Source organism: Kistimonas ophiarachnellae (assembly GCF_057552235.1).
This window is the reverse complement of sequence record NZ_BAAJPA010000002.1, coordinates 255,803-279,034: the sequence shown is the minus strand read 5'-3', so window position 1 is coordinate 279,034 and position 23,232 is coordinate 255,803. Positions and strand designations below refer to the sequence as shown.

At 49.6% G+C, this 23,232-nt stretch carries 25 protein-coding genes; 19 read left to right on the top strand and 6 right to left on the bottom strand.

Annotation, left to right across the window (positions count from 1 at the left end):
• Nucleotides 1-53: 53 nt before the first annotated feature.
• Entirely contained in the window at nucleotides 54-287 is a 234-nt protein-coding gene (locus tag AC27K1_RS03480) for a hypothetical protein (protein ID WP_487148324.1), read from the top strand.
• Here AC27K1_RS03480 and AC27K1_RS03475 read toward each other — a convergent pair.
• Both AC27K1_RS03475 and lexA read right to left on the bottom strand, forming a co-directional pair.
• Entirely contained in the window at nucleotides 265-777 is a 513-nt protein-coding gene (locus tag AC27K1_RS03475; protein ID WP_487148323.1) for a SulA-like leucine-rich domain-containing protein, read from the bottom strand. The genes AC27K1_RS03480 and AC27K1_RS03475 overlap by 23 nt on opposite strands.
• A 74-nt stretch (nucleotides 778-851) precedes the next feature.
• Nucleotides 852-1,457, bottom strand: coding sequence for a transcriptional repressor LexA (gene lexA, locus AC27K1_RS03470; protein WP_487148322.1), 606 nt, complete (start codon nucleotides 1,455-1,457; stop codon nucleotides 852-854).
• A gap of 1,173 nt (nucleotides 1,458-2,630) precedes the next feature.
• Here lexA and AC27K1_RS03465 point away from each other — a divergent pair.
• The 5 genes from AC27K1_RS03465 to AC27K1_RS03445 all read left to right on the top strand — a co-directional run bounded on the left by AC27K1_RS03465 (nucleotide 2,631) and on the right by AC27K1_RS03445 (nucleotide 5,789).
• Nucleotides 2,631-2,858 carry a hypothetical protein gene (locus AC27K1_RS03465; protein WP_487148320.1) on the top strand — a complete coding sequence of 76 codons (228 nt, stop codon included), beginning with the start codon at nucleotides 2,631-2,633 and terminating at the stop codon, nucleotides 2,856-2,858.
• Nucleotides 2,851-3,045 (top strand): hypothetical protein, encoded by a 195-nt coding sequence (locus tag AC27K1_RS03460; RefSeq protein WP_487148318.1) that lies wholly within the window; start codon nucleotides 2,851-2,853, stop codon nucleotides 3,043-3,045. The genes AC27K1_RS03465 and AC27K1_RS03460 overlap by 8 nt, the downstream gene beginning before the upstream one ends.
• 228 nt (nucleotides 3,046-3,273) lie before the next feature.
• Entirely contained in the window at nucleotides 3,274-4,146 is an 873-nt protein-coding gene (locus tag AC27K1_RS03455) for a phage protease (RefSeq protein WP_487148317.1), read from the top strand.
• 3 nt (nucleotides 4,147-4,149) lie between these two features.
• Nucleotides 4,150-5,073 carry a Mu-like prophage major head subunit gpT family protein gene (locus AC27K1_RS03450; protein WP_487148315.1) on the top strand — a complete coding sequence of 308 codons (924 nt, stop codon included), beginning with the start codon at nucleotides 4,150-4,152 and terminating at the stop codon, nucleotides 5,071-5,073.
• Between the two features lie 128 nt (nucleotides 5,074-5,201).
• Nucleotides 5,202-5,789 carry a Mor transcription activator family protein gene (locus AC27K1_RS03445; protein WP_487148313.1) on the top strand — a complete coding sequence of 196 codons (588 nt, stop codon included), beginning with the start codon at nucleotides 5,202-5,204 and terminating at the stop codon, nucleotides 5,787-5,789.
• 85 nt (nucleotides 5,790-5,874) lie between these two features.
• Here AC27K1_RS03445 and AC27K1_RS03440 read toward each other — a convergent pair whose 3' ends face one another.
• Both AC27K1_RS03440 and AC27K1_RS03435 read right to left on the bottom strand, forming a co-directional pair.
• Nucleotides 5,875-6,267, bottom strand: a complete 393-nt coding sequence (locus tag AC27K1_RS03440) for a hypothetical protein (protein WP_487148312.1) — start codon at nucleotides 6,265-6,267, stop codon at nucleotides 5,875-5,877.
• Between the two features lie 398 nt (nucleotides 6,268-6,665).
• On the bottom strand, nucleotides 6,666-7,085 hold the full coding sequence (locus AC27K1_RS03435) for a helix-turn-helix domain-containing protein (RefSeq protein ID WP_487148310.1): 420 nt from the start codon (nucleotides 7,083-7,085) through the stop codon (nucleotides 6,666-6,668).
• Nucleotides 7,086-7,213: 128 nt separating this feature from the next.
• Here AC27K1_RS03435 and AC27K1_RS03430 point away from each other — a divergent pair, with 128 nt between their 5' ends.
• From AC27K1_RS03430 to AC27K1_RS03380, 11 genes are all read left to right on the top strand, one after another.
• Nucleotides 7,214-7,444: a hypothetical protein gene (locus AC27K1_RS03430; protein ID WP_487148309.1), complete on the top strand. Its 231-nt coding sequence runs from the start codon at nucleotides 7,214-7,216 to the stop codon at nucleotides 7,442-7,444.
• 2 nt (nucleotides 7,445-7,446) lie between these two features.
• Entirely contained in the window at nucleotides 7,447-7,602 is a 156-nt protein-coding gene (locus tag AC27K1_RS03425; protein ID WP_487148307.1) for a hypothetical protein, read from the top strand.
• A gap of 405 nt (nucleotides 7,603-8,007) precedes the next feature.
• Nucleotides 8,008-8,409, top strand: coding sequence for a helix-turn-helix domain-containing protein (locus tag AC27K1_RS03420; protein ID WP_487148305.1), 402 nt, complete (start codon nucleotides 8,008-8,010; stop codon nucleotides 8,407-8,409).
• Between the two features lie 525 nt (nucleotides 8,410-8,934).
• Entirely contained in the window at nucleotides 8,935-9,567 is a 633-nt protein-coding gene (locus AC27K1_RS03415; RefSeq protein WP_487148303.1) for a TetR family transcriptional regulator, read from the top strand.
• A gap of 55 nt (nucleotides 9,568-9,622) precedes the next feature.
• Nucleotides 9,623-10,102: a L,D-transpeptidase family protein gene (locus tag AC27K1_RS03410; RefSeq protein WP_487148302.1), complete on the top strand. Its 480-nt coding sequence runs from the start codon at nucleotides 9,623-9,625 to the stop codon at nucleotides 10,100-10,102.
• Nucleotides 10,103-10,117: 15 nt separating this feature from the next.
• Complete coding sequence (nagZ, locus tag AC27K1_RS03405; protein ID WP_487148301.1) at nucleotides 10,118-11,152, top strand: beta-N-acetylhexosaminidase; 1,035 nt, start codon at nucleotides 10,118-10,120, stop codon at nucleotides 11,150-11,152.
• Nucleotides 11,143-12,276: a mechanosensitive ion channel family protein gene (locus AC27K1_RS03400; RefSeq protein WP_487148300.1), complete on the top strand. Its 1,134-nt coding sequence runs from the start codon at nucleotides 11,143-11,145 to the stop codon at nucleotides 12,274-12,276. Before nagZ ends, AC27K1_RS03400 begins: the two co-directional genes overlap by 10 nt.
• On the top strand, nucleotides 12,273-13,007 hold the full coding sequence (locus AC27K1_RS03395) for an S-methyl-5'-thioinosine phosphorylase (RefSeq protein WP_487148298.1): 735 nt from the start codon (nucleotides 12,273-12,275) through the stop codon (nucleotides 13,005-13,007). The genes AC27K1_RS03400 and AC27K1_RS03395 overlap by 4 nt, the downstream gene beginning before the upstream one ends.
• A 168-nt stretch (nucleotides 13,008-13,175) precedes the next feature.
• Entirely contained in the window at nucleotides 13,176-14,369 is a 1,194-nt protein-coding gene (locus AC27K1_RS03390; RefSeq protein WP_487148297.1) for a PP2C family protein-serine/threonine phosphatase, read from the top strand.
• Between the two features lie 29 nt (nucleotides 14,370-14,398).
• Nucleotides 14,399-14,728: an STAS domain-containing protein gene (locus AC27K1_RS03385; RefSeq protein WP_487148295.1), complete on the top strand. Its 330-nt coding sequence runs from the start codon at nucleotides 14,399-14,401 to the stop codon at nucleotides 14,726-14,728.
• A gap of 30 nt (nucleotides 14,729-14,758) precedes the next feature.
• Nucleotides 14,759-15,199, top strand: a complete 441-nt coding sequence (locus tag AC27K1_RS03380) for an ATP-binding protein (RefSeq protein ID WP_487148293.1) — start codon at nucleotides 14,759-14,761, stop codon at nucleotides 15,197-15,199.
• A 58-nt stretch (nucleotides 15,200-15,257) separates the two neighbouring features.
• On the opposite strand, the gene AC27K1_RS03375 is transcribed toward AC27K1_RS03380, so the two are convergent.
• Together AC27K1_RS03375 and mfd are read right to left on the bottom strand one after the other, a co-directional pair.
• Nucleotides 15,258-16,160 carry a CsiV family protein gene (locus AC27K1_RS03375; RefSeq protein ID WP_487148291.1) on the bottom strand — a complete coding sequence of 301 codons (903 nt, stop codon included), beginning with the start codon at nucleotides 16,158-16,160 and terminating at the stop codon, nucleotides 15,258-15,260.
• Between the two features lie 56 nt (nucleotides 16,161-16,216).
• Nucleotides 16,217-19,666: a transcription-repair coupling factor gene (gene mfd / locus AC27K1_RS03370; RefSeq protein ID WP_487148289.1), complete on the bottom strand. Its 3,450-nt coding sequence runs from the start codon at nucleotides 19,664-19,666 to the stop codon at nucleotides 16,217-16,219.
• 306 nt (nucleotides 19,667-19,972) lie between these two features.
• Between mfd and AC27K1_RS03365 the strand changes: the two genes are divergently transcribed.
• Both AC27K1_RS03365 and AC27K1_RS03360 read left to right on the top strand, forming a co-directional pair.
• Nucleotides 19,973-21,409: a glyceraldehyde-3-phosphate dehydrogenase gene (locus tag AC27K1_RS03365; protein ID WP_487148493.1), complete on the top strand. Its 1,437-nt coding sequence runs from the start codon at nucleotides 19,973-19,975 to the stop codon at nucleotides 21,407-21,409.
• Nucleotides 21,410-21,898: 489 nt separating this feature from the next.
• Nucleotides 21,899-23,230: a Na(+)-translocating NADH-quinone reductase subunit A gene (locus AC27K1_RS03360; RefSeq protein WP_487148287.1), complete on the top strand. Its 1,332-nt coding sequence runs from the start codon at nucleotides 21,899-21,901 to the stop codon at nucleotides 23,228-23,230.
• Nucleotides 23,231-23,232 lie beyond the last annotated feature (2 nt).

Sequence of the window (23,232 nt, the reverse complement as noted above, 5' to 3'; positions counted from 1 at the left end):
ATTCCGCGCCGTGCCGGTCATTTCTTCGCCATGCAATCAGGAAAGCAGTGTAGATGTCAGATGAATATGTGTTAGAAATTGTTGAGATTTCCGAGGGTGAGATTGTTTTAAGAACCCGCCATGATCACAACACGCTACTAACTCTGAAGTTTTCATCAGATGCGCTGGATTATCTTGATAACCGCTATCTAGATGTCGCCAAAGTGATGCTTAATGCCGGGATGCAGGCTGCCACCGGCGTCGATGAAGCAGAGGCTTCTCTGTTCATCGGGCGCAGGCTGCACTGAAAAAATCAGGCAATACGGGTTGCTTGTTAGTGGTTTTTCGGCCCCGAATCGCCAGGGCATCCGATTTTCCGAACGTAGCGGCTCGCTCCAGTTGATCAAGACCTTGTTCAGACAGGTCGTTTATCCAGGCAACAACCGTATGGCTATTGCCACTGCTTAATGCGCGGCAGGCGAGGTTTAGCGCTTGATCAGACGTGTCGGCTGTCAGCATGAGCAGTTTGTTGGTATTCAGATCGGCGTTTTTCAGCCAATGGCTGATTTCGCTGGTAAAGGCCGATGAGGCGATCAAGGTAAGCCAGCGGTCGTCATGGTTGCGGGTCAGCTGCGACAGGATCGGTGTGATCAGGCAGATGCTGAGGCTGCTGAAGGCCGGGGCAATCACTTCATTGACTCGGCCATAAGGGCGATCATCTTGATAGATCGCCTCGTTCATTCCGGATGGCTGGTGGAGTCCGAATTTGTGCGGATGAAGCGTTTGCGGTTGAATCATCGAATACATCATCAGTTTCTCCAAAAAGCCCTGGTTTACTTTGCTTAAGCTGTTTTATTGATCATCCATTAGCCTTAATGGCGAATAACCCCGACACTGAGTCCTTCTATGGTGAGGTGGTCGGTTTTCAAGTCGATTTCTATCGTGTTAAATTCTTCGTTTTCCGGGTGAAGCAAGACTTTGGCACCTTTTTTCTCAAACCGTTTCACTGTGACTTCCTCGTCAATACGGGCTACAACGATCTGGCCATTGTGCACATCGGATGTGCGATGGACTGCCAGCAGGTCACCATCCATGATGCCGATGTCTTTCATGCTCATTCCCTTAACGCGCAGGAGATAGTCGGCCTTTGGATGGAAAAATTCCGGGTTGACCTTGCAGTGATCTTCGATATGTTCCTGTGCAAGGATCGGCATACCGGCAGCAACTTGACCGATGATCGGTAAGCCTTCGGCTTCATGGGGGTTGTCATCGGGAATTCGAATGCCTCGAGATGCGCCGGAAATGATTTCAATCGCACCTTTGCGGGCCAGGGCCCGTAAGTGTTCTTCTGCAGCATTCGGTGAACGGAATCCCAACTCTTTGGCGATTTCGGCGCGCGTCGGGGGGAAGCCGGTGTTCTCAATATGGGATTTAATGAGAGCCAGAATTTCTGCCTGACGGGGAGTGAGCTTGATCATGCCGCTACCTATTCTGTCGTTATATACAGTAACTGTGATTATATACAGTTGTTTGGTGTCTGCAATAATAAATGTCGTTGGTATGTTGCAGTAATCAGAGTTGATCGGAGAAAAAAACAACGTCGGGTAGCGATGATTTGTTTATTTAAGTGTATACGAACATAAGGAATGAGATAGAACGAAAAAGGCGGGTATAGCTGCATAAGTGTGGGTATAAATGGGTGAAAGTTCAGTATTTACAAGGGGTTGCGAGTGTTTTTATATAAACTTAAAGTGTCGTGTATTCGCTTGCAAAATGAGACGAAAATTCCCAATTTTTCATAAAATTTGTCCGTTGTCTGGCCATACCCTGAAAAAACATAAAACCCCTTTTAAGCCCCTTTAACTCGCGAGTTACAGCCGATTCGATGTATAAAGATGTAACCAGTTGTCATTCCAATGAAAAGGAACGCTCTGTATAAAATGAGATAAACGTTCCCTTTCTGTAAAAAGCTAATAAAAACAAATAGATATGTGTTTTTTAAATAGGAACGTGTTCCTATTCAAAAGGGAACGCGCCTCTTTAGAAAGGGAACGTATGCAAGTCTGGAGATTGCAATCACACTTTGCAGAGAAAAGAACCGCTACCCATAAAATGAGATAAGCGGTTCTTTTCTCTATAAATACAACAAAAACAATGAGATAGCTTCGAAATAAAAAGAACGCGGTTCTTTTCGGAAAGGAACCGTAGAAGCTCAGAAAAGAACCAAATATTCCAAATATCTGCGTGTTTATGTGTTTTGTTTGGTTCTTTTCTGAAGAGCGGTCTGTAGTAATTCCAGAAAACGACCATTTTAAAGTAAGAAAATGCAGCAAAATAAAACGACTCATGAGCATACATATTGTGTTGGCCTTTGTTGGAACCTGTTGCATCGGAAACCGTAAAGGTATAGATTGGTAGGACACTGGCAAAATCCAGTGTCGGGATTGCAACCCCGGAATACTACAAGGCGCACAAGACGCCAAAGCGTCTTTTTTTGTGTGCAAAGACCAGCCTTTTTATGGTGGGCTGGATAGGGCCGACTTTGTCGGGCCGGTACCTTGTAGGCCGGTTGTTGCAACCCTATTCAGTCCGCCACCCTCAGAGATTGCAACCTCCGGTGGCGGTAAAATCGCTACAAGGAGGCTCTTGCCATGTTTGACGCTAATTACATAAATGCAGCGGAAGTAGGTAATTCTTTAGATAAGCTGGGTTATGCTATTGAAGCAGTTCGTTCATTAGTCAGCATCTGTACCGATCTTGATAATAAATCCCAGATCAAAGCTCAAGATTTCGGCGTTCTGCTTAATGTTATCGCTCATAGGCTTGAAACAGTTGCGAATGAGCTTGAAGCACAGGCAGAGGGTGGCAGCAATGAATAAGCCCCAAGCCCTCTCTGATGCCTGCCTTGCAATCAGCTACCTGATCGCCCAGCACAAGAAGGACGGCGAACACTGGCCGGAGAATATCCCGAATTACTATCTGGAGCAGGCCGAACGGCTAACAGGTCTGTATGAGTTTCTGGAGGATTGGCGGAAAGAAATTCTTTACATGAGGCAAGGCAGCTAACCGCCATCGCCAGTGATACAGCAAAGGCTCAAACTACGGTTTGGGCCTTTTTGCTTTCAGGGTAAAAAAGCCCCGGAGGACGTCAACTCTGGGGCTGTACAACCCAGCACCGACCATTCTAGCGCCAGCATCGTAATTGCATCACTAAAACCCTTAAAACGCCTGAACAGATCAAGATTAAATACCTTTGTCTTGCAACTTCAGCAAAACCTTTTAGGAGCGTTCATAGTGAATACAGAGTTTGCGCTTTGTATGGAGCTTGGGCCGGACGAGAACAGCAATATTCCCGAGTGGGTAGAGCTGTTACCGCAAGGGCCGGAAATCATCGGGATTGATGGTCGCCGGTTTGTTCTGGACAAGTCCCAAAAGCTAGTAGATGAGTTCAACAATCAGAATCGCCCGATGGTGATTGACTACGAGCACGCAACCCAGATCAAGGGCCGCAATGGGGATCAAGCTCCGGCGGCTGGCTGGATCGTCAGCCTTGAAGCCCGTGAGGGTGGTTCAGTGTGGGGAAAGGTGGAGTGGGTAGAGAGTGCCCGTGTAGCACTCAGCAAGCGGGAGTATCGTTACCTGTCGCCGGTCATTCTGCATAACAAGCAAACTGGTCAAATCCATACCATCAAGTCAGCGGGACTGACCAATAACCCCAACCTGATTATGGAAGCCCTTAACCGCGCAGCAAAACAGCCTGATACCGGGCTGTGTGGCCGTGAATGGGCTTCTGTCGCTAAAGCCCTGAACATCGAAAGTGTCACCGGACCGCGCGACATTCTGGAAGCCCTGAATTATCAGGAAGCGGAATCCATGAATCGTCAGTATGACGATAAAGTTAACAGCCTGGTTAATGACGGCTATATCGCACCCTGTGAAAAGGACTTCTATCTTGCTGCCTGTCGCGCTTCGGGGCCAGAGCATGCAGAGAAAAGTATTACCTTCATGCGCCAGTTCAGACCGGCCTACCACTACCTGACAGCTCACACGATGGCTAGCCGGAAGGTACCGGAATCCCGCCAGACACTGACTGAGACGCAGCTTAGCGCCTGCCGTGAATTGAATATTTCTGAAGACCAGTTTGCCGCCTATATCAAGGGAGAATAAGTAATGACACAGGATTTAAGCGCCGTTGTGGTAGAAGCCAGTCGCGGTTTTTCCATCAAGTTTCAGGAAGGTACGGAAGCAGCCATACCCATGTATCTGCAAGTGGCTATGGAGGCGGGATCTTCTGCTCATGCTTCCGGCTATGGCTGGCTCCAGCACTTTCCAATGCTCAAGGAATGGGTAGGTGAAAGAATGCTTAAGGAACTGTCCAAGCACCAGTACACCATTGAGAACAAGGTTTATGAGTCTTCTATCAAGGTTAAGCGTACGGACTTTGAAGACAACGATTATGGCAAGTATGCGCCCCTGTTCAAGGAAATGGGACAGGTTGCCAGTGAATACCCTGATGAGCTGGTGTTCTCGCTGTTAAAGGACGGCTTCACTGAAAAATGCTTTGATGGCAAACCGTATTTTGCTGCCGACCACCCAAACGGCGACACAGCGGGCAGTAACCTCTATACAGGCGATCCGGCACAACCGGCATGGTTTCTACTGGATACGACCCGTACCGTAAAGCCTATGATCTGGCAGCAGCGTCTCAAGCCTGAACTGCAAGGTGTTCATGAGCAGGGCCGCTCAACAATGGGTATGGATAGCCATTTGTTCCTCAAGGATGAGTTTTTGTTTGGTGTCCGTGGTCGTGGTAATGCCGGTTTCTCTTTCTGGCAACTGGCCGCAGCCTCTACAGAAGAGTTGAACGGGGACAACTTCGACAAAGTCTACAGCAATATGATCAAGCAGCGGTCTGATTCCGGGAGCCTGTTACGAATCCGCCCGAGCCTTCTTGTGGTGCCAACCTCGCTACGTGCCAAGGCCCATAAGGTCATCAAGCGTGAGACGCTGGAAAACGGCGAGGAGAACATCAATCACAACGTTGTAGATGTTCTGGTTTGCCCATGGCTGGATGATCCAGAGCCAGCGGCTTAAACCGGCTTTTAAGAGCCATTAACGCGGATTTGTTGTGGCCATATAGTGCCACTAATCAGAAAAACGCCTCAGGACGCCCTAGTAGGCCTCTTGAGGCTTGTTATACATGTAGGGGGAGATTTGAAGCCATGGATTATGTGAACTTTACGGAGATTCCTGATGAGATGGTGGATGACTTTCAGTACTGGGCCGGTTCGTTGAAAGACGTTTATAGCCATGTACAGTATGAGCTGGAACGCGCCAAGCTAGTACAAATCCTTACGCCTCGCGATGCAAAAAAACTGATTGTCTGGCTGTGCCTGAAGTATGGCGGTATGGGCTTATATTTGCCGAACTCAACGAGAACTCGAGAGTTGATTAATCAGGTACGGGATGGGATTGAAATTCTTGATGTTGGTTGCCGTACGTTAGCCGCGAGATTGCTTGATACCCTATATAGAGAATTGACAGATCAGTTAGCTTTAACTGGTATGACAGCCCCTCAGGCTGATGATGTGCTGGATACTGTTTTGTATGGCATTTGTTTTTATGGCGGGGGTAGGGGGTTCTACCTGCCTAGTGCCGCTATGTTAAAGGCAGCGATGCGTAAATTTTGTATTGCCAAAGAATACGATGGCACAAATGTTCGTGAGCTGGCTTGGAAGTTTCGAGTAAGTGAAGCGTTGGTTTATCAGGCTATCAAGAGAGAAAGGCAGAGGCTTAAAAAGCCCTTTTAAACCGGTCTTTAAGGCCGGTTTTTAATGGTGAAACCGGCCACTTATCCACACAGATAAAAGGAATGGAGGGGTAAAAAATCTCATTTCATGGGCTCAAAACGGCAAAAACTGTCCGCATGAAATGAGATTTTTTCGCATGAAATGAGATTTTTTGGTAGGCAGGATGGAACCGAAAAAGGCCAAAATTATAAAAACGTCCGCATAAAATGGGATTTTCAGAAAGTCCCAAACCTTGCGGACAAAAATCCCATTCCTTGTGTTCGGTTACAGCGGCTACAACAATTAATGTACCCAGACATAAGGAATGAGATAGAAGGGAGTGGGCGGGTATATCTGCATAAGCGTGGGTATAAATGGGTGAAATGCCAGTAATGGCAAGGGTTTGCGGGCATTTTGGGGCAGCCGTGGCGACCACAGCAGAATGAGACGAAAAACGGCCGCCAGGGGCTTCCTGGGCATTCTTTCCCCCTCTCTCCATTGCTCCACCTCAATTTGCTGTGAAGCCCTTTAAATCAAGGGTTACAGGCTGTTTAACATTGTTGTAAGTTGAAATTATCTAAAAAGTAAGTTGAAACTGAACGCATAAAATGAGATTACAGTTTCAACTTGGCTGAAGCCCGCGTGATACGGGCTTTTTAGCGGTTTTTAACTTGAAACTGTTTCAACTTGAAAGTTGAAACTATGCGCTTGGAACTTGAAACACGATCTTCTGGACATTGATGTTTATCGTGTTCCCGTTGCCAGATGAATATACCCCACAAGTTGAAACTTTTGGGTGGTCATTGGTTTCATCATGCTGGGTGTTGGATTTTTCGTCGATAGCAGACTTAAACAACTCTATAACTTTGCGCTGTTTCGAGAGGGTTTGATCATTCTTCATGCGACTAAGCTCACAATCTTGAGGATTTTTTCTTTTTCCTCTGGAACCCCATGTTCACCGCAGAAATCGTAAACAGCAGAGATAAGTTCTGCCTTTTTGGTTGAAGACACCTTACGTTTCGCTCTATCAAGACCCCATTCAACGATATCGATGGCACTTTCAAGAAGTTCTAGATCAACTTTGCCTAGGACGTCTTGACCTGCTTCCATTTCCCCTTTTCCTGTCAACAACCAACAAAGGTCTATGGTAGGACGCTTTGTCGCTATACCGACGATCATTTCAATGCTGGCCTTTCCTTTGTCGTTTTCAACTTCTGATAAATAGCTTCTGGAGACGCCCAGCTCAGCTGCAAAGTCTTTCTGTGTCGCTCCTACGTGTTTGCGTACCAAACAAATACGACTGTTTATGTTCGTCATAGCGAAATATCTCTTGACATGTGTCGGTATAGCGACATAGGCTATATCCGAGACGGGCAATAAATGCGGGCGCAAAGTTTTATGCATTGCGGATATTACATGAATCCTACTTTGTTTAGGAGGTAAGGATGCGGTCATTAACGATTCGCTTAACCGACGATCCAGGTTTGACACTGTTCCGACAAGTAAAAGCCGGTATGACCTTGCAAGGGCTGACTTTTTCTGAGGGATGTGAACAAGCCGGCGTCAAAAGAGAAAACGCTAGAAGAGCGCTTTATGGCTTATGGAATGGGCCAAAAGCAGATGAAGTTAGAGAGCGGCTATTCATGGTTGCTGGCTTTGAGATGTTGGAGGGCTAGCCATGAGTGAGTGGGTAGCAACCAAAGTGGTAGCCGAAATCATGGGTAAAACAGTGCAAGGCGTTACCAAGCAAGCCACCCGCGAATCATGGCAATCACGCCCACGTAATGGGCGTGATTGCCACGATTCACGGGTAGCTCTACGGTTCAGTGATTGAACTGCAGCATTCATTCCCGGCAACCCGACCAATTCCTTCGCTGTGAACCATTCCGAAGCAGACACGTAAGCCACCTCATTCTTCTTCGTATACAGGACGCCCGATATGACGCTCTATTGCTCTGAGAACCTGGCGTGTTTTTCCCTTTGGATTTCCACACCTTCCTTCCCACTTCTTTATGGCGTAAGTCACCGTCCTCGGAGCTACGCCAACCTCCGAGGCAATATCAGAGAACGTAATCCCCGAGTCATACAGGGATGCCTTAACGCTTAAATCGCACCTCTCACCCATAGAGAAACCCCTTCTCACTTGTGGTAGTGTTTTCTCACTTTGTGACATCTTTTTTTCACAATATACGCAGTTTGAGAAATTATCAACAACTATTTTCACAGTTTGAGAAATTCAATGGATTCAGTTGAGGACATCGTCAAGCGGATGAGCGAAGCGTGCGACGCAAGAAACGACGTAGAACTCGCGCAATACCTGGGCTTATCACGTAGTAGCACTATCAGCACCTGGAAAAGCAGAAACTCCAAGCCTTACGCATATTGTGAAACTATTGCTAAGCAGGAAGGGGTGACAATGGACTGGCTACTGACTGGTAGAGAGCCTAAATATGCCTCTGCATACCAGAGCCCCATGGATAAGAAGGAGGCCAAATTGCTCGAAATGTTGAATAGCTTGTCTGATGAAAACAGAAGAGAGATTTTGTCTCGCATTGAAAGCATGTACACGTCAGATCATCAAGCGAAACGGATAGAGGAACTTGAACGTCAAATTGATGAGATCTACAAAAAGATTTCTTGAATGGTGTTCAAGTTTGCCCGTCAGGTGTTCATCTTCAACTTGAACACTGTTCAAGATAGGAGAGCCATATTTTCTTTTATATTCAGTAAGTTAAAAGAACTTGAACACTTAATCTCATTTTAAGCTTTAGTGTTCAAGTTCCTTTAACTGCTTGAATAGCTTTCGATGACTGTTAAACAGCCTGTAACCCTTGATTTAAAGGGCTTCACAGCAAATTGAGGTGGAGCAATGGAGAGAGGGGGAAATGATGCCCATGAAGCCCCTGGCGGGAGTTTTTCGTCTCATTCTGCCGTGGTCGCCAGGCTGCCCCCAAATGCCCGCAAACCCTTGCTATTACTGGCATTTCACCCATTTATACCCACGGTTATGCAGATATACCCGCCCACTCCCTTCTATCCCATTCCTTGTGTTCGGTTACATTAAGTGTGTAATTTTCTTGTAATCATCTGAATTCCTTGACAAAAGGCTCTAGACATACGATCGTTTCAAACGATCGTTTGTTTCAGGTATAAAAAATAAGATGTTATGGCTCAGTCAGATACTGTAGACCGAATACTGGATGCCGCTGAATCCCTGTTCGCAGAGAAAGGGTTTGCGGAGACATCGTTACGGACCATCACCAGCAAGGCCGGCGTGAATCTTGCGGCTGTCAATTACCACTTTGGCTCCAAGAAGGCTTTGATACAGGCTGTATTTACACGTTTTCTGGATCCCTTCTGTGCCCGGTTGGCAGAAGAGGTTGCCAAAATCCCTAAAGATAAAGAGCCGTCGCTGGAACTTTTGCTTCGCTTGCTGGTTGACCAGATTCTTGCGACAAAGCCTCGTGGGGAGAAGGATCTGGCCGTCTTTATGCGGCTGCTCGCATTAGCGTTTACTGAAACGCAAGGGCATCTTCGTCGTTATTTGCAGGATATTTATGGTGATGTGCTCTCCGGCTACCTGAAGTTGGTTGTTGCTGCCTCGCCAGCTCTACCGCGTAACGAACTGTTCTGGCGTATTCACTTCATGATGGGAACCGTAATTTTCTCCATGTCAGGTTTCGAAGCACTCAAGGCGATTGCTGACTATGAATACGGAGAAAAAGCCACGATCGAGAAAACCCTGCACCGGATGGAGCCTTTCCTCGCGGCAGCCATGCGTGCCCAGCTAGATTCATAAGTCGTAACCGGTAATACTGTGATGGTTGACCATTACTCGTATTCATCGGTTACCTATGCATATCACCATTCATATTGCTTCTCAGGAACTTGTTCTTCATTCGCCAGACGGTGATCGTATCTATTCCATCTCTTCAGGCTCTAATGGTGTTGGCCAGGAGAATGGAAGTTATCAGACACCGTTGGGAAAACACATAATCCGTGCACGAATTGGTGAAGGGCTCCCCGAGAATGCGGTTCTGGTGGGGCGACGATTCACGGGTGAAATCTATAGCCCTGAATTAAGAGCTCAATATCCTGAGCGCAGGGATTGGATCCTGACCCGAATCCTGTGGCTAAGTGGCCTTGAACCAGGCTTTAACCGGCATGGTAGCGTTGATACCATGCGTAGGTATATTTATATTCACGGTTCGCCTGATACCGCCGAAATGGGTAAGCCTGGTTCCCGTGGCTGCATTCGCATGCATAATCGCGATATTCTTGATCTGTTTCCCCGGACTGCGCCGGGTATGTCCGTCACCATTCTTGAAAACTGATACTGGAGTATTCCCATGACACAGGGCGTCCTGATGCTGGACCTGAAAGGCCTTCATCCTGACAGTGTTGAAATTGACCGGTTATCCAAGGCATCAGTGGGGGGCGTGATTCTTTTTTCACGAAATTATCAGGATGCTGATCAGTTACGGCAGCTGGTTGTCGCCATTCGGTCGGTCAGGCCGGATATGCTGATAACAGTTGACCAGGAGGGTGGGAGAGTTCAGCGTTTTCGCGGAGAACCGTTCACGCGATTACCGCCAATGGGGGTGCTTGGCGACTTATATCAGTCCGCTGATCCGCAGAGTGCGATTGATCTTGCCAGGGAGTGCGGCTGGCTTATGGCCAGTGAGGTTCGGGCTTTCGATATTGATCTTTCTCTCGCGCCGGTTCTGGATCTTGATCGGGGTTTGTCCCGTGCCATAGGGGATCGATCGTTCGGTGCCGTTCCTGAGTTTGTTATCCCGCTGGCGAGTGCATTTGTAGAAGGAATGCATGAGGTGGGCATGGCTGCCACGGGCAAGCATTTTCCCGGACATGGCGGTGTTTCTGCAGATTCTCATATCGCTTTGCCCAGGGATACGCGTACACTCGAGGAGCTTGAGGCTGATCTCAGTGTATTCAAGGCGATGATTGGACAAGGTGTTGAGGCAATGATGCCTGCCCACGTCGCCTTTACTGCCTTTGATAATGTACCTGCCGGATTTTCTCCTTACTGGCTGCAGCAAGTGTTACGGGGCCAGCTTGGTTTTGAGGGTGTTGTCTTTAGTGATTGCCTCAATATGGCTGCCGCCAGTATTTCTGGTGGTTTTCCGGCCAGAGCCAAAGCCGCTCTCGACGCGGGTTGTGACATGATACTGGTCTGCAATAATCAGGATGGCGCACAGGAGGTGGTAGACTGGCTTGAAAGTGAACCAAGAGAGGCCAGTTCTCGGTTGTCCCGGTTGAGAGCAACTCTGGCAGTTGATTTAACTGTGTTGATGAATTCCGGGCGCCGACAGGCCTGTCGGAAACGCCTTGAGGCGCTGGTCGATGAAGGATTATGGCGGTGATTGATTATGAGGCGCTGTTTCGGTTCATACAGGATCGCGATGGCTGGATTTTTCATATCGGTTTGATTTTGCTGGCAACCCTCGCTGCGCATGGGTTAATGCAGGTGGTTTTGAAACGGCTGGAGGCCGGTTTTGCCCGAACCACTACTCTGTGGGACGATGCGTTCATCCTTGCTTTGAGAACCCCGGTTTTACTCATTATCTGGGTGGCAGGTATCTCTTTTGCCGGGGATGTTGCCCAAAATGAGACCGGTGCTGCCATCTTCAAGGCGATTGACTCGATCAGGGATCTGATTGTCATTGTGGTTGTGAGCTGGTTCTGCATTCGCTTTATTCGTGAGGTGGAGCGGAAGATTCTATCGAATGCATCCAGCACCCGGCATCTTGATGAAACGACGGCTCAGGCGTTGAGCAAGCTACTGAAAGCCGTAGTGATCATTGCTGCTGTTCTGGTGGCCATGCAGACCCGCGGTTTCAGTATTTCCGGATTGCTGGCCTTTGGTGGTGTAGGCGGACTGGCCGTAGGTTTTGCGGCAAAAGATATGCTTGCCAACTTCTTCGGCGGTTTCATGATTTATCTGGATAGACCGTTCAAGGTAGGGGATTGGATACGGTCTCCGGATAAGAATATCGAAGGTGTTGTTGAGTACATCGGCTGGCGTCAAACGCGTATACGAACATTCGATCAACGGCCACTCTACGTGCCCAATGCGACATTTAGCAGTATTTCAGTCGAAAACCCATCACGTATGCGTAACCGGAGAATCAATGAAGTCATCGGGATTCGCTACCGGGATGCTCACTGTATTACCCAGATACTGGACGATATCAGGGATTATCTTTCCAATAATCCTGAAATTGCCAAGGACAGAACGCTGATGGTCAATTTTACCCGTTTCGGCGGGTCGTCTCTTGATTTCTTTATCTACTGTTTCACCAAGACGACTGACTGGGTCATGTTTGAACAGATCAAGGAAAATGTGTTGTTGAGAATTATGGCCATTATTCATTCACACGGTGCCGATATCGCCTTTCCGACCACGACGCTGGATATTCCTGATCCTTTGCCTATGAGTGTGCAGGCTGAAACGTCGGAAGAGTCTGTAGAGGGCGATGCTTCATGAGCAAAACAGCGATTATTGGTGGTACCGGATTAACAGACTTGGATGGATTAAGCATCCAGCGAGAGGAGGTTCTCGAAACGTGCTGGGGTGCAGTGTCTGCACCGGTGCTGGTCGGGGACTTCCATGGCCATGAAGTGATGTTTTTGGCCCGGCATGCACCGGATCACTCCCTGCCGCCACATAAGATTAATTACCGCGCCAATATTCAGGCGTTGAAGACTCTGGGCGTTAACCGGATTATTGCTGTCAATGCGGTTGGAGGAATAACGGAAAGCATGGACAGCGGAGTTATCTGTATCCCTGACCAGATCATTGACTACACATCAAATCGTGAGCACACCTTTTTCAGTGATAACTTTGAGGTGACAAATCATATCGATTTCACCATGCCCTATGATGAAATGCTGCGGCAGTCATTGATTCAAGGAGCGATTAAGGCAAAGCTCGATGTCAGGCAGGGTGGGGTATATGGCTGTGTCAATGGGCCAAGACTTGAAACTGCAGCTGAAATCCTGCGGATGGAGCGAGATGGGTGTGATCTTACCGGTATGACAGGCATGCCTGAGGCCGCTTTAGCTCGAGAGTTTGGGCTGCCATATGCCTCGATCTGTCTTGTGGTGAATCGTGCAGCCGGTAAGGCGATCGGTGAGATCACTATCGATGCCATGCGTCAGGTGCTGGTAGAAGGTATGCAGAAAGTCAGGCAGTTAATTACGGCGTCACTACTTTAAACCCGATAAATGCTTGTTTTGGCCATAAAAACAACGAATTGACGAAAATTTGGCGGATTATCGAATGCTATACTGACAGTGTTTTAATGCATTCTTGAATCTGCTGCTACAGGAGGTGGTGGCAGGTTTAATACCGGTAATAGCCAACATTCGGAGTCGGCGAAGTATATGGATATTCTGATTGCCGAAGATGCCAGGGATCAACGCCTCCTGTTGTCCACCTTCATACGCAAATTAGGCCATACCGCTCACGAGGCGGAGGATGGCCGTGAAGCGCTAGCCTGCCTTGAAAAGAACCCCCAGATTCGTGTTGTGATCAGTGACTGGATGATGCCGGAAATGGATGGCATTGAACTGTGCAAGGCGATCCGCGGTCAGGACCTGGGCCATTATGTGTACTTCATACTGCTGACTGGCAACCAGGATCATGATGCGGTTGTTCAGGGTATGAGTATTGGGGCAGATGATTTCCTGCATAAGCCGGTCAATTTCCGTGAGCTGGAAGCGCGTCTGAAGGCAGGGCTTCGTATCATTGAGCTTGAGCGTAAGCTTGAGGAGCGTAACGAAGAGCTGGCCAAGGCCTTTGAGACGATCAAGAAAGATCTTGAATCCGCCGCCAATACTCAGGCAGAACTTCTGGTGCAACCAACGACCATTGATTCCGTCAGTTTTGACTGGTTTTTCAAGCCCAGCAAAATCATAGGCGGTGATATGTTTGGCTACTTTGCCCTGAGTGATGAACATGTTGCGTTTTATCAGCTGGATGTCGCAGGGCACGGCATTCCATCCGCGTTGTTCTCGTTTACCCTGAATAACCTGATGGGGGATACCACAGGCAAGACCTCTCTGCTCAGGGAAGAAACCATTGATGCGCCTTATTATCGCATTCTGGAACCCCATGAAGTGGTGAGTCGTCTTAATGACCGTTTCCAGACATCGGTGGAAAGCATGCTCTATTTCACCATGGTCTACGGTGTCATCCATACACCAACCGGAAAACTGACCATCAGTCATGCCGGGCATCCGCCGGCCATGTGGATGCGCCCTGCAACCTGCGATGCGCATTTTGTTGAAGGTGGCGGTGTGCCTATCGGCATGATCCCGGGCATGGCTTATGACACCCAGCAGATGCAGCTGTCACCCGGTGACCGTTTATTTCTTTATTCTGACGGCATTATCGAATGTGAAAACAGTCAGGGTGAAATGTTTGGTAAAGACAAGCTGAAAACCCTGCTGAAAGAATCGCAGACCTTGCCGATGAAGGACATGATTACGGCGGTTCAGAATCAGATCGAAGGCTGGCAGGGTAACGATCAGTTTGAGGACGATGTCACCTATCTGGTGGTGGAATGGAAGCCCTGACAGAAAAGGATTAACAGAGGAGCTGGAGTATGGGGTATAAAACCAGGCAGGAGGGCGATGCAACCGTTGTCACGGTAGAGGAAAGTCGCCTGGATGCGAGCCTTGCAGGGGGCTTCAAAGATTTTATGGTGGATTTGATTGATAGCGGCAACACGAATTTTGTTATCGATATCTCAGGTGTCAGTTTCATGGACAGTAGCGGTCTTGGTGCGATTGTCGCGGCACTCAAGCAGGTCGGCGGCAATGGTAGTGTCAAGCTGGCTGGGCCTCAGAAAGCCGTCAGCGATCTCTTTGATCTGACTTGCATGGATCGAATTTTTAAAATCTATGCTACTGTTGATGAAGCACTGAATGCGTAAGTATTAAAACAAGAGAAAAGGCAGGTTTGCATGGATCAGCGAACCCAGACAATACAACTGCTCATTGACAGTCGACTGGAAGACGCCGTACTGGTCGCCATGGCCGTACGTGGCCTTTGTGCGATGACCGGTTTAACCGCAGAAGAAGTTAACCGTATTGAACTCTGCGTTGTTGAAATCACCAATAACGCCATTGAGCATGCTTACAGTAGTGCTTCTGGTCACTCTGTCGAAGTAGTGATTAATCTCAGTGCTGATGAAATGGAAATTGTGGTCAGTGACTGGGGGCAGGCAATGGCTGCTGTGCAAAGTTCTGATATGTCGGATATGCAGACTATAACCGCTGCAGATCCTGAGAGCTGGAGTTGCAGCGGTCGAGGTCTTAACATCGTTGAGCAATTAATGGACGATGTCAGCTACATTTCTTCAGATGGCAAGAACAGCTTTTATATGAGTAAAAAGCTCACTTAGTGCTGTTAATCACATCTTCAGATATCAAATTCTATCGTTATCAAGCGCCCTCGCTCTTTCATAGCTGCGTTTCATCAGCAGCACTATTCGGTTTGACTTTTTTGGGTATTTCGTAAGGTGTAATAGAGAGCAGAACGGCCAGTGACGGGCTATCAAAGTAATTGATGGTGTTTAACTTCAATCGGCGAGTCTCTGTCATCAGTAGATTGCCGGTGTAGTGTGTGTCGATTGGCATCGCCAGGCCGCCAGTACTGGAAGATGTCATCAATAATTTATCGTTGGTAGGCGATGCCAGCAGCTGATTGGTCAGCAGCAACTTATCCATTGGGAGTACTGGATTCAGACGGTTCAGCCAGAGCTGAGGTGCGGCGTGGACAAAGCGACGAGCGGAAAGCGTGATAATCCCTTCCAGTTCGCTGTCATTCCCCACTGTTTGGCCAGCTTCTATATAAATGTGAGTCGGTTCGCTATCCGGTTGCAGCGGCATACGCCAGCTGGCTTGGTAGAGCAGGCGATAATCGCGGCTACGCCTGATAGAGTCGGCTTCACTGTTGAGTTGTCCCAGGTTGGTGGGTAGTAGGATCAGCGGCTGTGTGGCGATATTGGGCGTTCTATCAAGCGGGATGCGTTTGGCGGAAGAAGCATAGGTTGCGTCGTCCATGGCGGATGCACTATTACGCTGATAAGTTGTCGGTGTTGACGCTGGCAGGAATTCCTTGCCAACTGTCTGTTGTTCGACGGTATAAAGCTTCACAGCATCCAGCGGGAAGCGGTGTTCCGCAACTGATGGCCAGCGTTCGGCAGAATCCATGGCTTTGTCCAGGCGGCTGATCACTATCACATCAACCTGGTACCAGTCTTCTTCAGGGTTGGAAGAGGTTGGGTTGTCGGTGTTAGCGCTGCCGCCTGTAGCGATGGATAGCAGCAGGCTGGTCAGCAAGAGTGTACGCAGTATCATCATTATGGCGATGTCACTTTTAATAGTGTCAAACGATTGATTGCCAGTGACTTTCCCTGTCAGGCTGACAGGGAAAGTTCTTCCAACAGATTTTGTGTGATTTGCAGGCGTTGCTCAACCGTTTCCATGGGGGTTGTGTATTTCAGGGTTGATGCGCCCTGCAGGCGATAGCGTTGAGGCTCACGCTGAACCATCCGGACCAGCTTCATTGGATCAACGTTAGGTGTTGTTGAAAAATCAATGGTGCCGGTTTTTTCGCCGGTATCGATCCGGTCAATCCCCAGCTTCTGGGCCAATAGTTTGAGTTCAGTTACCCGGAACAGGTATTTGACCGGGTTTGGCAGCAGCCCAAAACGGTCGATCATCTCTACCTGCAGTTCTCTTAATGTTGCGCTGTTTGAAGCGGAGGCAATCCGTTTATAGAGCACGAGTCGGGTATGAACGTCGGGTATATAGTCATCCGGAATGAGTGCAGGCAGGCGAAGATTGATATCGGTGTGGGTGGCTAGCGGTTTTTCCGGATCTGGGGTACGACCGTGACGGATATCATCGACAGCACGCTCCAACATTTCCATGTAAAGGGTAAAGCCGACGGTCTGGATCTGACCGGACTGTTCGTCGCCCAACAGTTCACCGGCGCCTCGAATCTCCATGTCATGGGTGGCCAGTGTAAAGCCCATGCCCAGGTCGCCAGCCTGCTCAATGGCTTCCAGTCGTTTGACGGCATCGGCTGTCATGCTTCTACGGTTTGGCGTCATGAGGTAGGCGTAAGCCTGATGGTGTGATCGTCCGACCCGGCCACGAAGCTGGTGCAGCTGGGCCAGGCCAAATTTGTCGGCGCGATCAATGATGATCGTATTAGCGCTGGGGATATCAATCCCGGTCTCAATAATCGTTGTGCAGACAAGTACGTTGTGGCGCTTGTGATAGAAATCCTGCATGACCTGTTCCAGCTCCCGCTCACGCATCTGGCCGTGGCCAATGGCGACTCGGGCTTCTGGCAGCATTTCCTGAAGATCGCTGGCAACTTTTTCTATTGTTTTGACTTCATTGTGCAGGTAGTAGACTTGCCCGCCACGCAGCAATTCCCTCAATATGGCTTCCTTGATCAGAATACTGTCCGCTTCCCTGACAAAGGTTTTGACCGCAAGTCTTCGTGCTGGAGGCGTTGCAATGATGCTCAGATCACGCATATTCGCCATGGCCATGTTGAGGGTTCGCGGAATAGGGGTGGCGGTAAGTGTCAGAATGTCCACTTCAGATCGGAGTGATTTGAGTTTTTCTTTCTGTCTGACACCAAAGCGGTGTTCTTCATCAATGATCAGTAACCCGAGATTTTTGAAGGTGGTATCTTCCTGTAGCAGTTTGTGGGTACCAATGATGATGTCGATGGCGCCTTCCGCGAGGCCATTTTTCAATTGGCTGATTTGCTTGGCTGTCTTGAAACGGGACATGACTTCCACTTTGACCGGCCAGTCAGCAAAGCGATCTCTGAAGCTTTCAAAATGCTGTTGAGCTAACAGCGTGGTGGGTACGAGTACAGCGACCTGACGGCTGTTGTGAACAGCCATAAAGGCGGCGCGCATGGCGACTTCGGTTTTGCCGAAGCCCACATCACCACAGATCAGGCGATCCATCGGACGATCGGCCATCATGTCGCGAACCACTGCATGAATAGAGACTTCCTGGTCTGGCGTTTCCTCAAAAGGAAAGGCAGAGGCGAATATCTGATAATCCGGGCCTGGGTCGGTGCAGGCAAAACCGCACTGGGCTTCCCGACGGGCATAGATATCCAGTAATTCAGCCGCTGCATCTCTGGCCTTTTCTGCGGCTTTTTGTCGCGCCTTGCTCCATTGTTCTGTGCCGAGTCGATTGATCGGTGCTAATTCGTCATCGGCACCACTGTAGCGGGATACCAGGTGAAGTGAGGATACCGGGACATAGAGTTTGGCTTCGTCCGCGTACTCAATCGTGAGGAATTCCTGAGGCTGATTGTTCAGATCAATAGTTTGCAATCCCCGATAACGGCCAATGCCGTGATCCAGGTGGACAACCGGCGCACCAAGGCTGAGTTCGCCAAGATTGCGAATGGCCAGATCGGTTTCATCGGTCGCACGCTTTCGGCGTCGACGCTGCATGACCTGGCCACCCAGAAGCTGGGTTTCCGTTAATAGCAGGGTGTTGTCTTTATCCAGCCATAGCGGCGAATCAATAGGTGCGGTGGTGATGGCCAGTGGGGTACAGGATGCAAGAAATTCATGCCAGCCGGTTGTTGCATCAGGGTTGATACCATGGTGGTTCAGAAGTTCGGTCAGGTTTTCCCGTCGACCTGCAGATTCCGCACACAAAAGTACTCTGTCCGCATCACACATCAGGGCTTGCAGTGCTGCGAGTGGTTCACTGGACTTGTGATCAATCTCGACAGCAGGTACAGAGCGAACAGGCAAGTCATAATGGCCAGCCTTGTTGGGCGCTGACTCATGTTCCAGCTGGATTCTCGGGAATGCCTTGCATTGCCGGAATAGTTCTTCATCAGCAAGAAAAATATCGGCTGGTGGAAGAATCGGGCGTGAAGGATCCACTTTCCGGTTCTCGTATCGACTGTTCAGGTCATCCCTGAAATGTGTGATTGCGGGCTGAATGTCGCTGGTGGTGATCAGCAGAGTGTTATCCGGCAGGTAGTCGAACAGGGAGGCTGTTTCCTTGAAGAATAGCGACAAATAGTATTCGGCTCCCGGCGATGCCAGACCACGGCTCAGATCCAGGTAGAGAGGGCAATCACGGTAATCGACATCGAAGCGACTGCGGAACGCCTGTTTGAAGTGGGTGATGGCGTCCGGTGTCAGTGGGTATTCCCGGGCAGGCAGCAGGTTAATACGCTCAACTTGCTCAACGGAGCGCTGGGTTTCCGGATCAAAGGTCCTTAAGGTATCAATCTCGTCATCAAATAGATCAATCCGGAAGGGCGTGTTGCTGCCCATGGGGAAGATATCGATGATGGAGCCACGCATGGCGTAATCACCGTGTTCATAAACCGTGTCGACACAGTGATAGCCTGCACTTTCCAGTAGCTGGCGTTGCTTTTCCCGATCAAAAGTATCGCCTGCTGCCAATACCAGGCTATGACCTTCCAGAAAAGAAACCGGGGGCGTTTTGTGCATCAGGGTGCTGGCCGCTACGATCAGGATGCCCCGTTTAACCCGTGGCAGCCTGTGAAGGGTATGAAGGCGTTGGGAAATGATATCCTGATGGGGAGAAAAGGTGTCATAGGGCAGGGTTTCCCAGTCCGGGTAGGTCAGCAGTTCCAGCTGCTGGGTGGGATCAATAAAGAAATCAAGTTCCCTGCGCAGACGCTCAGCCTGCTCCTGATCAGGTGTAATGATCAGACTGAAACCGGCATGTCGCTGGGCCGCATCGGCGACTGCGAGCGATAACGCTGCCCCCTGAGCGTCTCCCCAGACCTGCTTGTCGCCGGGTTTGACCGGAAGCGGGAAAGTGAACTGTGTCATGAACATCCTGTAACGGCTGGATTCGGTAAAGTGCCGATTCTAGCAGGAAGGGAAAATCCCGTCCTCCTGCGCCGAAAACAAACAAAAAAGAACAGAAAAAGACGGTTTCGCACGGCGGATGTGTTGCGAAGTGTAACCTGAATCGCGATAATGGCGGCGCGCTAACCCGAGTCGGTACCAGGGGGTCGTTGTATCATGGGCCGGGTCGGGGCCGATAAACAACAGCCATGGGCGAACAGGGTGTTTCCCGGGCGCTTCCTGGTTGTCTCGCTAGAGAATGCAGGTAACAGAGTGACTCAAGAGAAAATGCTTGATAGTTTCGCCGACTGGAAAGAACGTGAAGCCATGGCCGAGTCCATGATTCCCCTGGTTGGCAAACTGTACAGGGATCATAACGTTGTAACCTCTCTTTTTGGCCGCCCGATTATTAACCGTTCTGTCATCGATATCATCAAGGCTCACCGCTTTGTCCGCCAGGTTGAGCACAATGGCCTCTCTGTCCGTGAAACCCTGCCGGTGCTGGAGCAGCTGGCCACCTTGACGCTGGGGCCATCCCGCATTGATATTGGCAAACTGGCTATGAAATTCAAGTCTCAGGACCAGTTTGCAGAATTGAATGATTTCCTGCGTGATGAGTTGAAGGATGTTCTGGGGGTAGAACAGCCTGAAGCCCAAAGTGGTCAGGATGTGGTGTTGTATGGCTTTGGCCGGATTGGTCGCCTGATGGCGCGTATTCTGATTGAGCGTGCCGGTGGTGGTGCAGGTCTCAATCTTCGGGCTATCGTTGTGCGTAACGGTGGTGCTGAGAATGATCTGGCCAAGCGAACCAGTCTGCTTCGTCGTGATTCAGTGCACGGCTCTTTCCGCGGTACCCTGAGCATTGATGAAGAGAATCAGTGCATCATCGCCAACGGTGTGCGTATTCAGGTGATCTATTCCAGTTCGCCGGATTCCATTGATTACACGCAGTATGGCATTAATAACGCCATTGTGGTCGACAATACCGGTAAATGGCGTGATGAAGAGGGTCTGGGTCTGCACCTGAAATGCCCCGGTGTGTCCCGTGTGGTTCTGACAGCGCCTGGCAAGGGTGAGATGAAGAACATCGTCTATGGTGTGAACCATAACCTGATCAGTACCGATGACCGGATTGTTTCAGCGGCATCTTGCACAACTAACGCTATCACGCCGATCCTGAAGGCGTTACTGGATAAGTTCGGTATTGCCAATGGTCATGTTGAGACCGTGCATGCTTACACTAATGACCAGAACCTGATTGATAACTACCACAAGGGTAACCGTCGCGGCCGTGCCGCAGCCCTGAATATGGTTGTTACTGAGACCGGTGCCGCGAAAGCGGTCTCTAAAGCTATTCCTGAACTGAAAGGAAAGCTCACCGGTAACGCGATTCGGGTACCGACACCGAATGTCTCCCTGGCGATCCTGAATCTGAATCTTGAAAGCAGTACTACTGTTGATGAACTCAACGATTATCTGCGGGAGTGTTCCCTGTACTCGGATCTGCAAAAGCAGATTGATTACGTGAAATCTCCTGAAGTCGTTTCCAGTGATTTCGTTGGTTCTCGCTATGCCGGTATTGTCGATGCTGAAGCGACCATCGTTGATGGTGATCGCTGCGTGCTGTATGTCTGGTATGACAATGAATTCGGTTACAGCTGTCAGGTAAATCGTATTCTGCAGCATATGGCGGGTGTCATGTATCCTGTGTTCCCGCACAGCTGATTTCGTCGTTTGATTCTTGTGTAATCGAGCCTGCTGGTGGTGAAAACAGTGTCACTGCCAGCAGGTTTCACGTCATCCTGTTTTTTTCTGCTTTACTTCAATATGATTCATCGTGATTAGTGACGGCGTGTATCGTCAGCCTTGATTGATCAGTGCTGGATGCGCGTTAATTAAAAAAATGCTGTACAGGGAATGTCGGCTTGATGGCATTACCAGCTATATGAGGAGCAAATCTGTATGGCATATTGGCATAACGGTCATTATAATTCGCCCTTGGGATTTCAGGGGAGCACTATCCGGAATAACCGACCGTTAGCCATAGGGTCGTTGTTCCTTCAATCCGTAGTCTTCCCTAATACCTGAAAGTGAAATTAGAACGGGCACAGGCCTGCACGGGGCGGATATAACATCAAAATCAAGCTTCCGTCCTGCCAGTCACCTGGAGAAAGGTTTTCCTTCACCTTGCATGCAACCGGTTAGGCGAAACGTATGATCAACATAAAACGGGGCCTGGATCTACCGATAACGGGATCGCCAGAGCAGACCATTGCCGAGGAGCGCCATGTGCGTTCCGTGGCGGTGCTCGGCTCTGACTATGTGGGAATGAAACCCACCATGGCGGTCGCAGTCGGAGACCGGGTAAACCTGGGGCAACTGCTTTTTACTGATAAAAAAAATACCGATGTCCGCTATACATCTCCGGCGAGTGGTGTCGTCGCAGCTATTCACCGAGGTGAAAAGCGCGTCTTCCAGTCACTGGTCATTGATGTTGACGGTGAGGGGGAGGAAACCTTCTCCCAGTATGCACCTGCAGACCTTGACGGTCTGACCAGGGAACAGGTGCAGGAGAATCTGGTGCAATCCGGCTTGTGGACCGCATTGCGCACCCGTCCTTACAGCAAGGTACCTGAACCCGGTACTGCGCCGGTTGCGCTGTTTGTGACCGCCATGGACACCAATCCGCTTTCGGCCAATCCGGAAGTCATCATTGCCGAGCAGGCAGAAGCCTTCGAACAGGGACTGAAGGTGCTCAGCAAGTTGACCGATGGCAAGCTCTATCTGTGTAAGGCACCAGGGGCTGTCATGCCGACTGGACCTGCACAGGTTGAAGAGTTTTCCGGTCCCCATCCGGCCGGGCTTGTGGGAACCCATATTCACTTCCTTGAGCCTGTCGGCGCCAACAAAATGGTCTGGCATATCGGCTATCAGGATGTGATTGCTGTCGGCAAGCTGTTTGTGACTGGTCGCCTCTTTGTTGAGCGTGTTGTTGCGCTGGCCGGTCCCCAGGTGGAAAAGCCGCGTCTTATCCGCACCCGTATTGGTGCAAGCACTGAAGAGCTGACGGCAGGTGAATTGCTGACAGACGAGAATCGTGTGATTTCCGGTTCTGTCTTCGGCGGCTTTACGGCCAGTGGCCCCTATGCCTACCTGGGTCGCTACAGTAACCAGATCACCGTGTTGCGCGAAGGCCGTGAACGTCCTTTGCTGCACTACATCGTGCCAGGCTCTGATCGCTTTTCGGTCATGCCGATCTACGTTTCCCGGTTCATGAAGAAGCTGTTCCCATTCAGCACAACCACGAATGGCAGTGAACGCGCCATGGTGCCCGTTGGTGCGTATGAAAAGGTGATGCCACTGGATGTGCTGCCGACTCAGCTGCTGCGCTCCATTATTGTCGGCGATACTGAAACTGCCCAGAAACTGGGTGTTCTGGAGCTGGATGAAGAAGATCTGGCCCTGTGCACTTATGTCTGCCCGGGTAAGTATGAATACGGTCCGATCCTGCGTGATAACCTGACCACCATCGAGAAAGAGGGGTGACC

What these genes read in the sequence shown, in the direction of transcription:
- AC27K1_RS03420 (WP_487148305.1), top strand. Translation starts at nt 8,008, where the DNA reads ATGGATTCAGTTGAGGACATCGTCAAGCGGATGAGCGAAGCGTGCGAC.
- AC27K1_RS03480 (WP_487148324.1), top strand. Translation starts at nt 54, where the DNA reads ATGTCAGATGAATATGTGTTAGAAATTGTTGAGATTTCCGAGGGTGAG.
- AC27K1_RS03380 (WP_487148293.1), top strand. Translation starts at nt 14,759, where the DNA reads ATGGATCAGCGAACCCAGACAATACAACTGCTCATTGACAGTCGACTG.
- nagZ (WP_487148301.1), top strand. Translation starts at nt 10,118, where the DNA reads ATGACACAGGGCGTCCTGATGCTGGACCTGAAAGGCCTTCATCCTGAC.
- AC27K1_RS03415 (WP_487148303.1), top strand. Translation starts at nt 8,935, where the DNA reads ATGGCTCAGTCAGATACTGTAGACCGAATACTGGATGCCGCTGAATCC.
- AC27K1_RS03430 (WP_487148309.1), top strand. Translation starts at nt 7,214, where the DNA reads ATGCGGTCATTAACGATTCGCTTAACCGACGATCCAGGTTTGACACTG.
- AC27K1_RS03460 (WP_487148318.1), top strand. Translation starts at nt 2,851, where the DNA reads ATGAATAAGCCCCAAGCCCTCTCTGATGCCTGCCTTGCAATCAGCTAC.
- AC27K1_RS03385 (WP_487148295.1), top strand. Translation starts at nt 14,399, where the DNA reads ATGGGGTATAAAACCAGGCAGGAGGGCGATGCAACCGTTGTCACGGTA.
- lexA (WP_487148322.1), bottom strand. Translation starts at nt 1,457, where the DNA reads ATGATCAAGCTCACTCCCCGTCAGGCAGAAATTCTGGCTCTCATTAAA.
- AC27K1_RS03475 (WP_487148323.1), bottom strand. Translation starts at nt 777, where the DNA reads ATGATTCAACCGCAAACGCTTCATCCGCACAAATTCGGACTCCACCAG.
- AC27K1_RS03390 (WP_487148297.1), top strand. Translation starts at nt 13,176, where the DNA reads ATGGATATTCTGATTGCCGAAGATGCCAGGGATCAACGCCTCCTGTTG.
- AC27K1_RS03365 (WP_487148493.1), top strand. Translation starts at nt 19,973, where the DNA reads ATGCTTGATAGTTTCGCCGACTGGAAAGAACGTGAAGCCATGGCCGAG.
- AC27K1_RS03425 (WP_487148307.1), top strand. Translation starts at nt 7,447, where the DNA reads ATGAGTGAGTGGGTAGCAACCAAAGTGGTAGCCGAAATCATGGGTAAA.
- AC27K1_RS03435 (WP_487148310.1), bottom strand. Translation starts at nt 7,085, where the DNA reads ATGACGAACATAAACAGTCGTATTTGTTTGGTACGCAAACACGTAGGA.
- AC27K1_RS03395 (WP_487148298.1), top strand. Translation starts at nt 12,273, where the DNA reads ATGAGCAAAACAGCGATTATTGGTGGTACCGGATTAACAGACTTGGAT.
- AC27K1_RS03440 (WP_487148312.1), bottom strand. Translation starts at nt 6,267, where the DNA reads ATGGAGAGAGGGGGAAAGAATGCCCAGGAAGCCCCTGGCGGCCGTTTT.
- AC27K1_RS03400 (WP_487148300.1), top strand. Translation starts at nt 11,143, where the DNA reads ATGGCGGTGATTGATTATGAGGCGCTGTTTCGGTTCATACAGGATCGC.
- AC27K1_RS03465 (WP_487148320.1), top strand. Translation starts at nt 2,631, where the DNA reads ATGTTTGACGCTAATTACATAAATGCAGCGGAAGTAGGTAATTCTTTA.
- mfd (WP_487148289.1), bottom strand. Translation starts at nt 19,666, where the DNA reads ATGACACAGTTCACTTTCCCGCTTCCGGTCAAACCCGGCGACAAGCAG.
- AC27K1_RS03410 (WP_487148302.1), top strand. Translation starts at nt 9,623, where the DNA reads ATGCATATCACCATTCATATTGCTTCTCAGGAACTTGTTCTTCATTCG.
- AC27K1_RS03450 (WP_487148315.1), top strand. Translation starts at nt 4,150, where the DNA reads ATGACACAGGATTTAAGCGCCGTTGTGGTAGAAGCCAGTCGCGGTTTT.
- AC27K1_RS03445 (WP_487148313.1), top strand. Translation starts at nt 5,202, where the DNA reads ATGGATTATGTGAACTTTACGGAGATTCCTGATGAGATGGTGGATGAC.
- AC27K1_RS03360 (WP_487148287.1), top strand. Translation starts at nt 21,899, where the DNA reads ATGATCAACATAAAACGGGGCCTGGATCTACCGATAACGGGATCGCCA.
- AC27K1_RS03375 (WP_487148291.1), bottom strand. Translation starts at nt 16,160, where the DNA reads ATGATGATACTGCGTACACTCTTGCTGACCAGCCTGCTGCTATCCATC.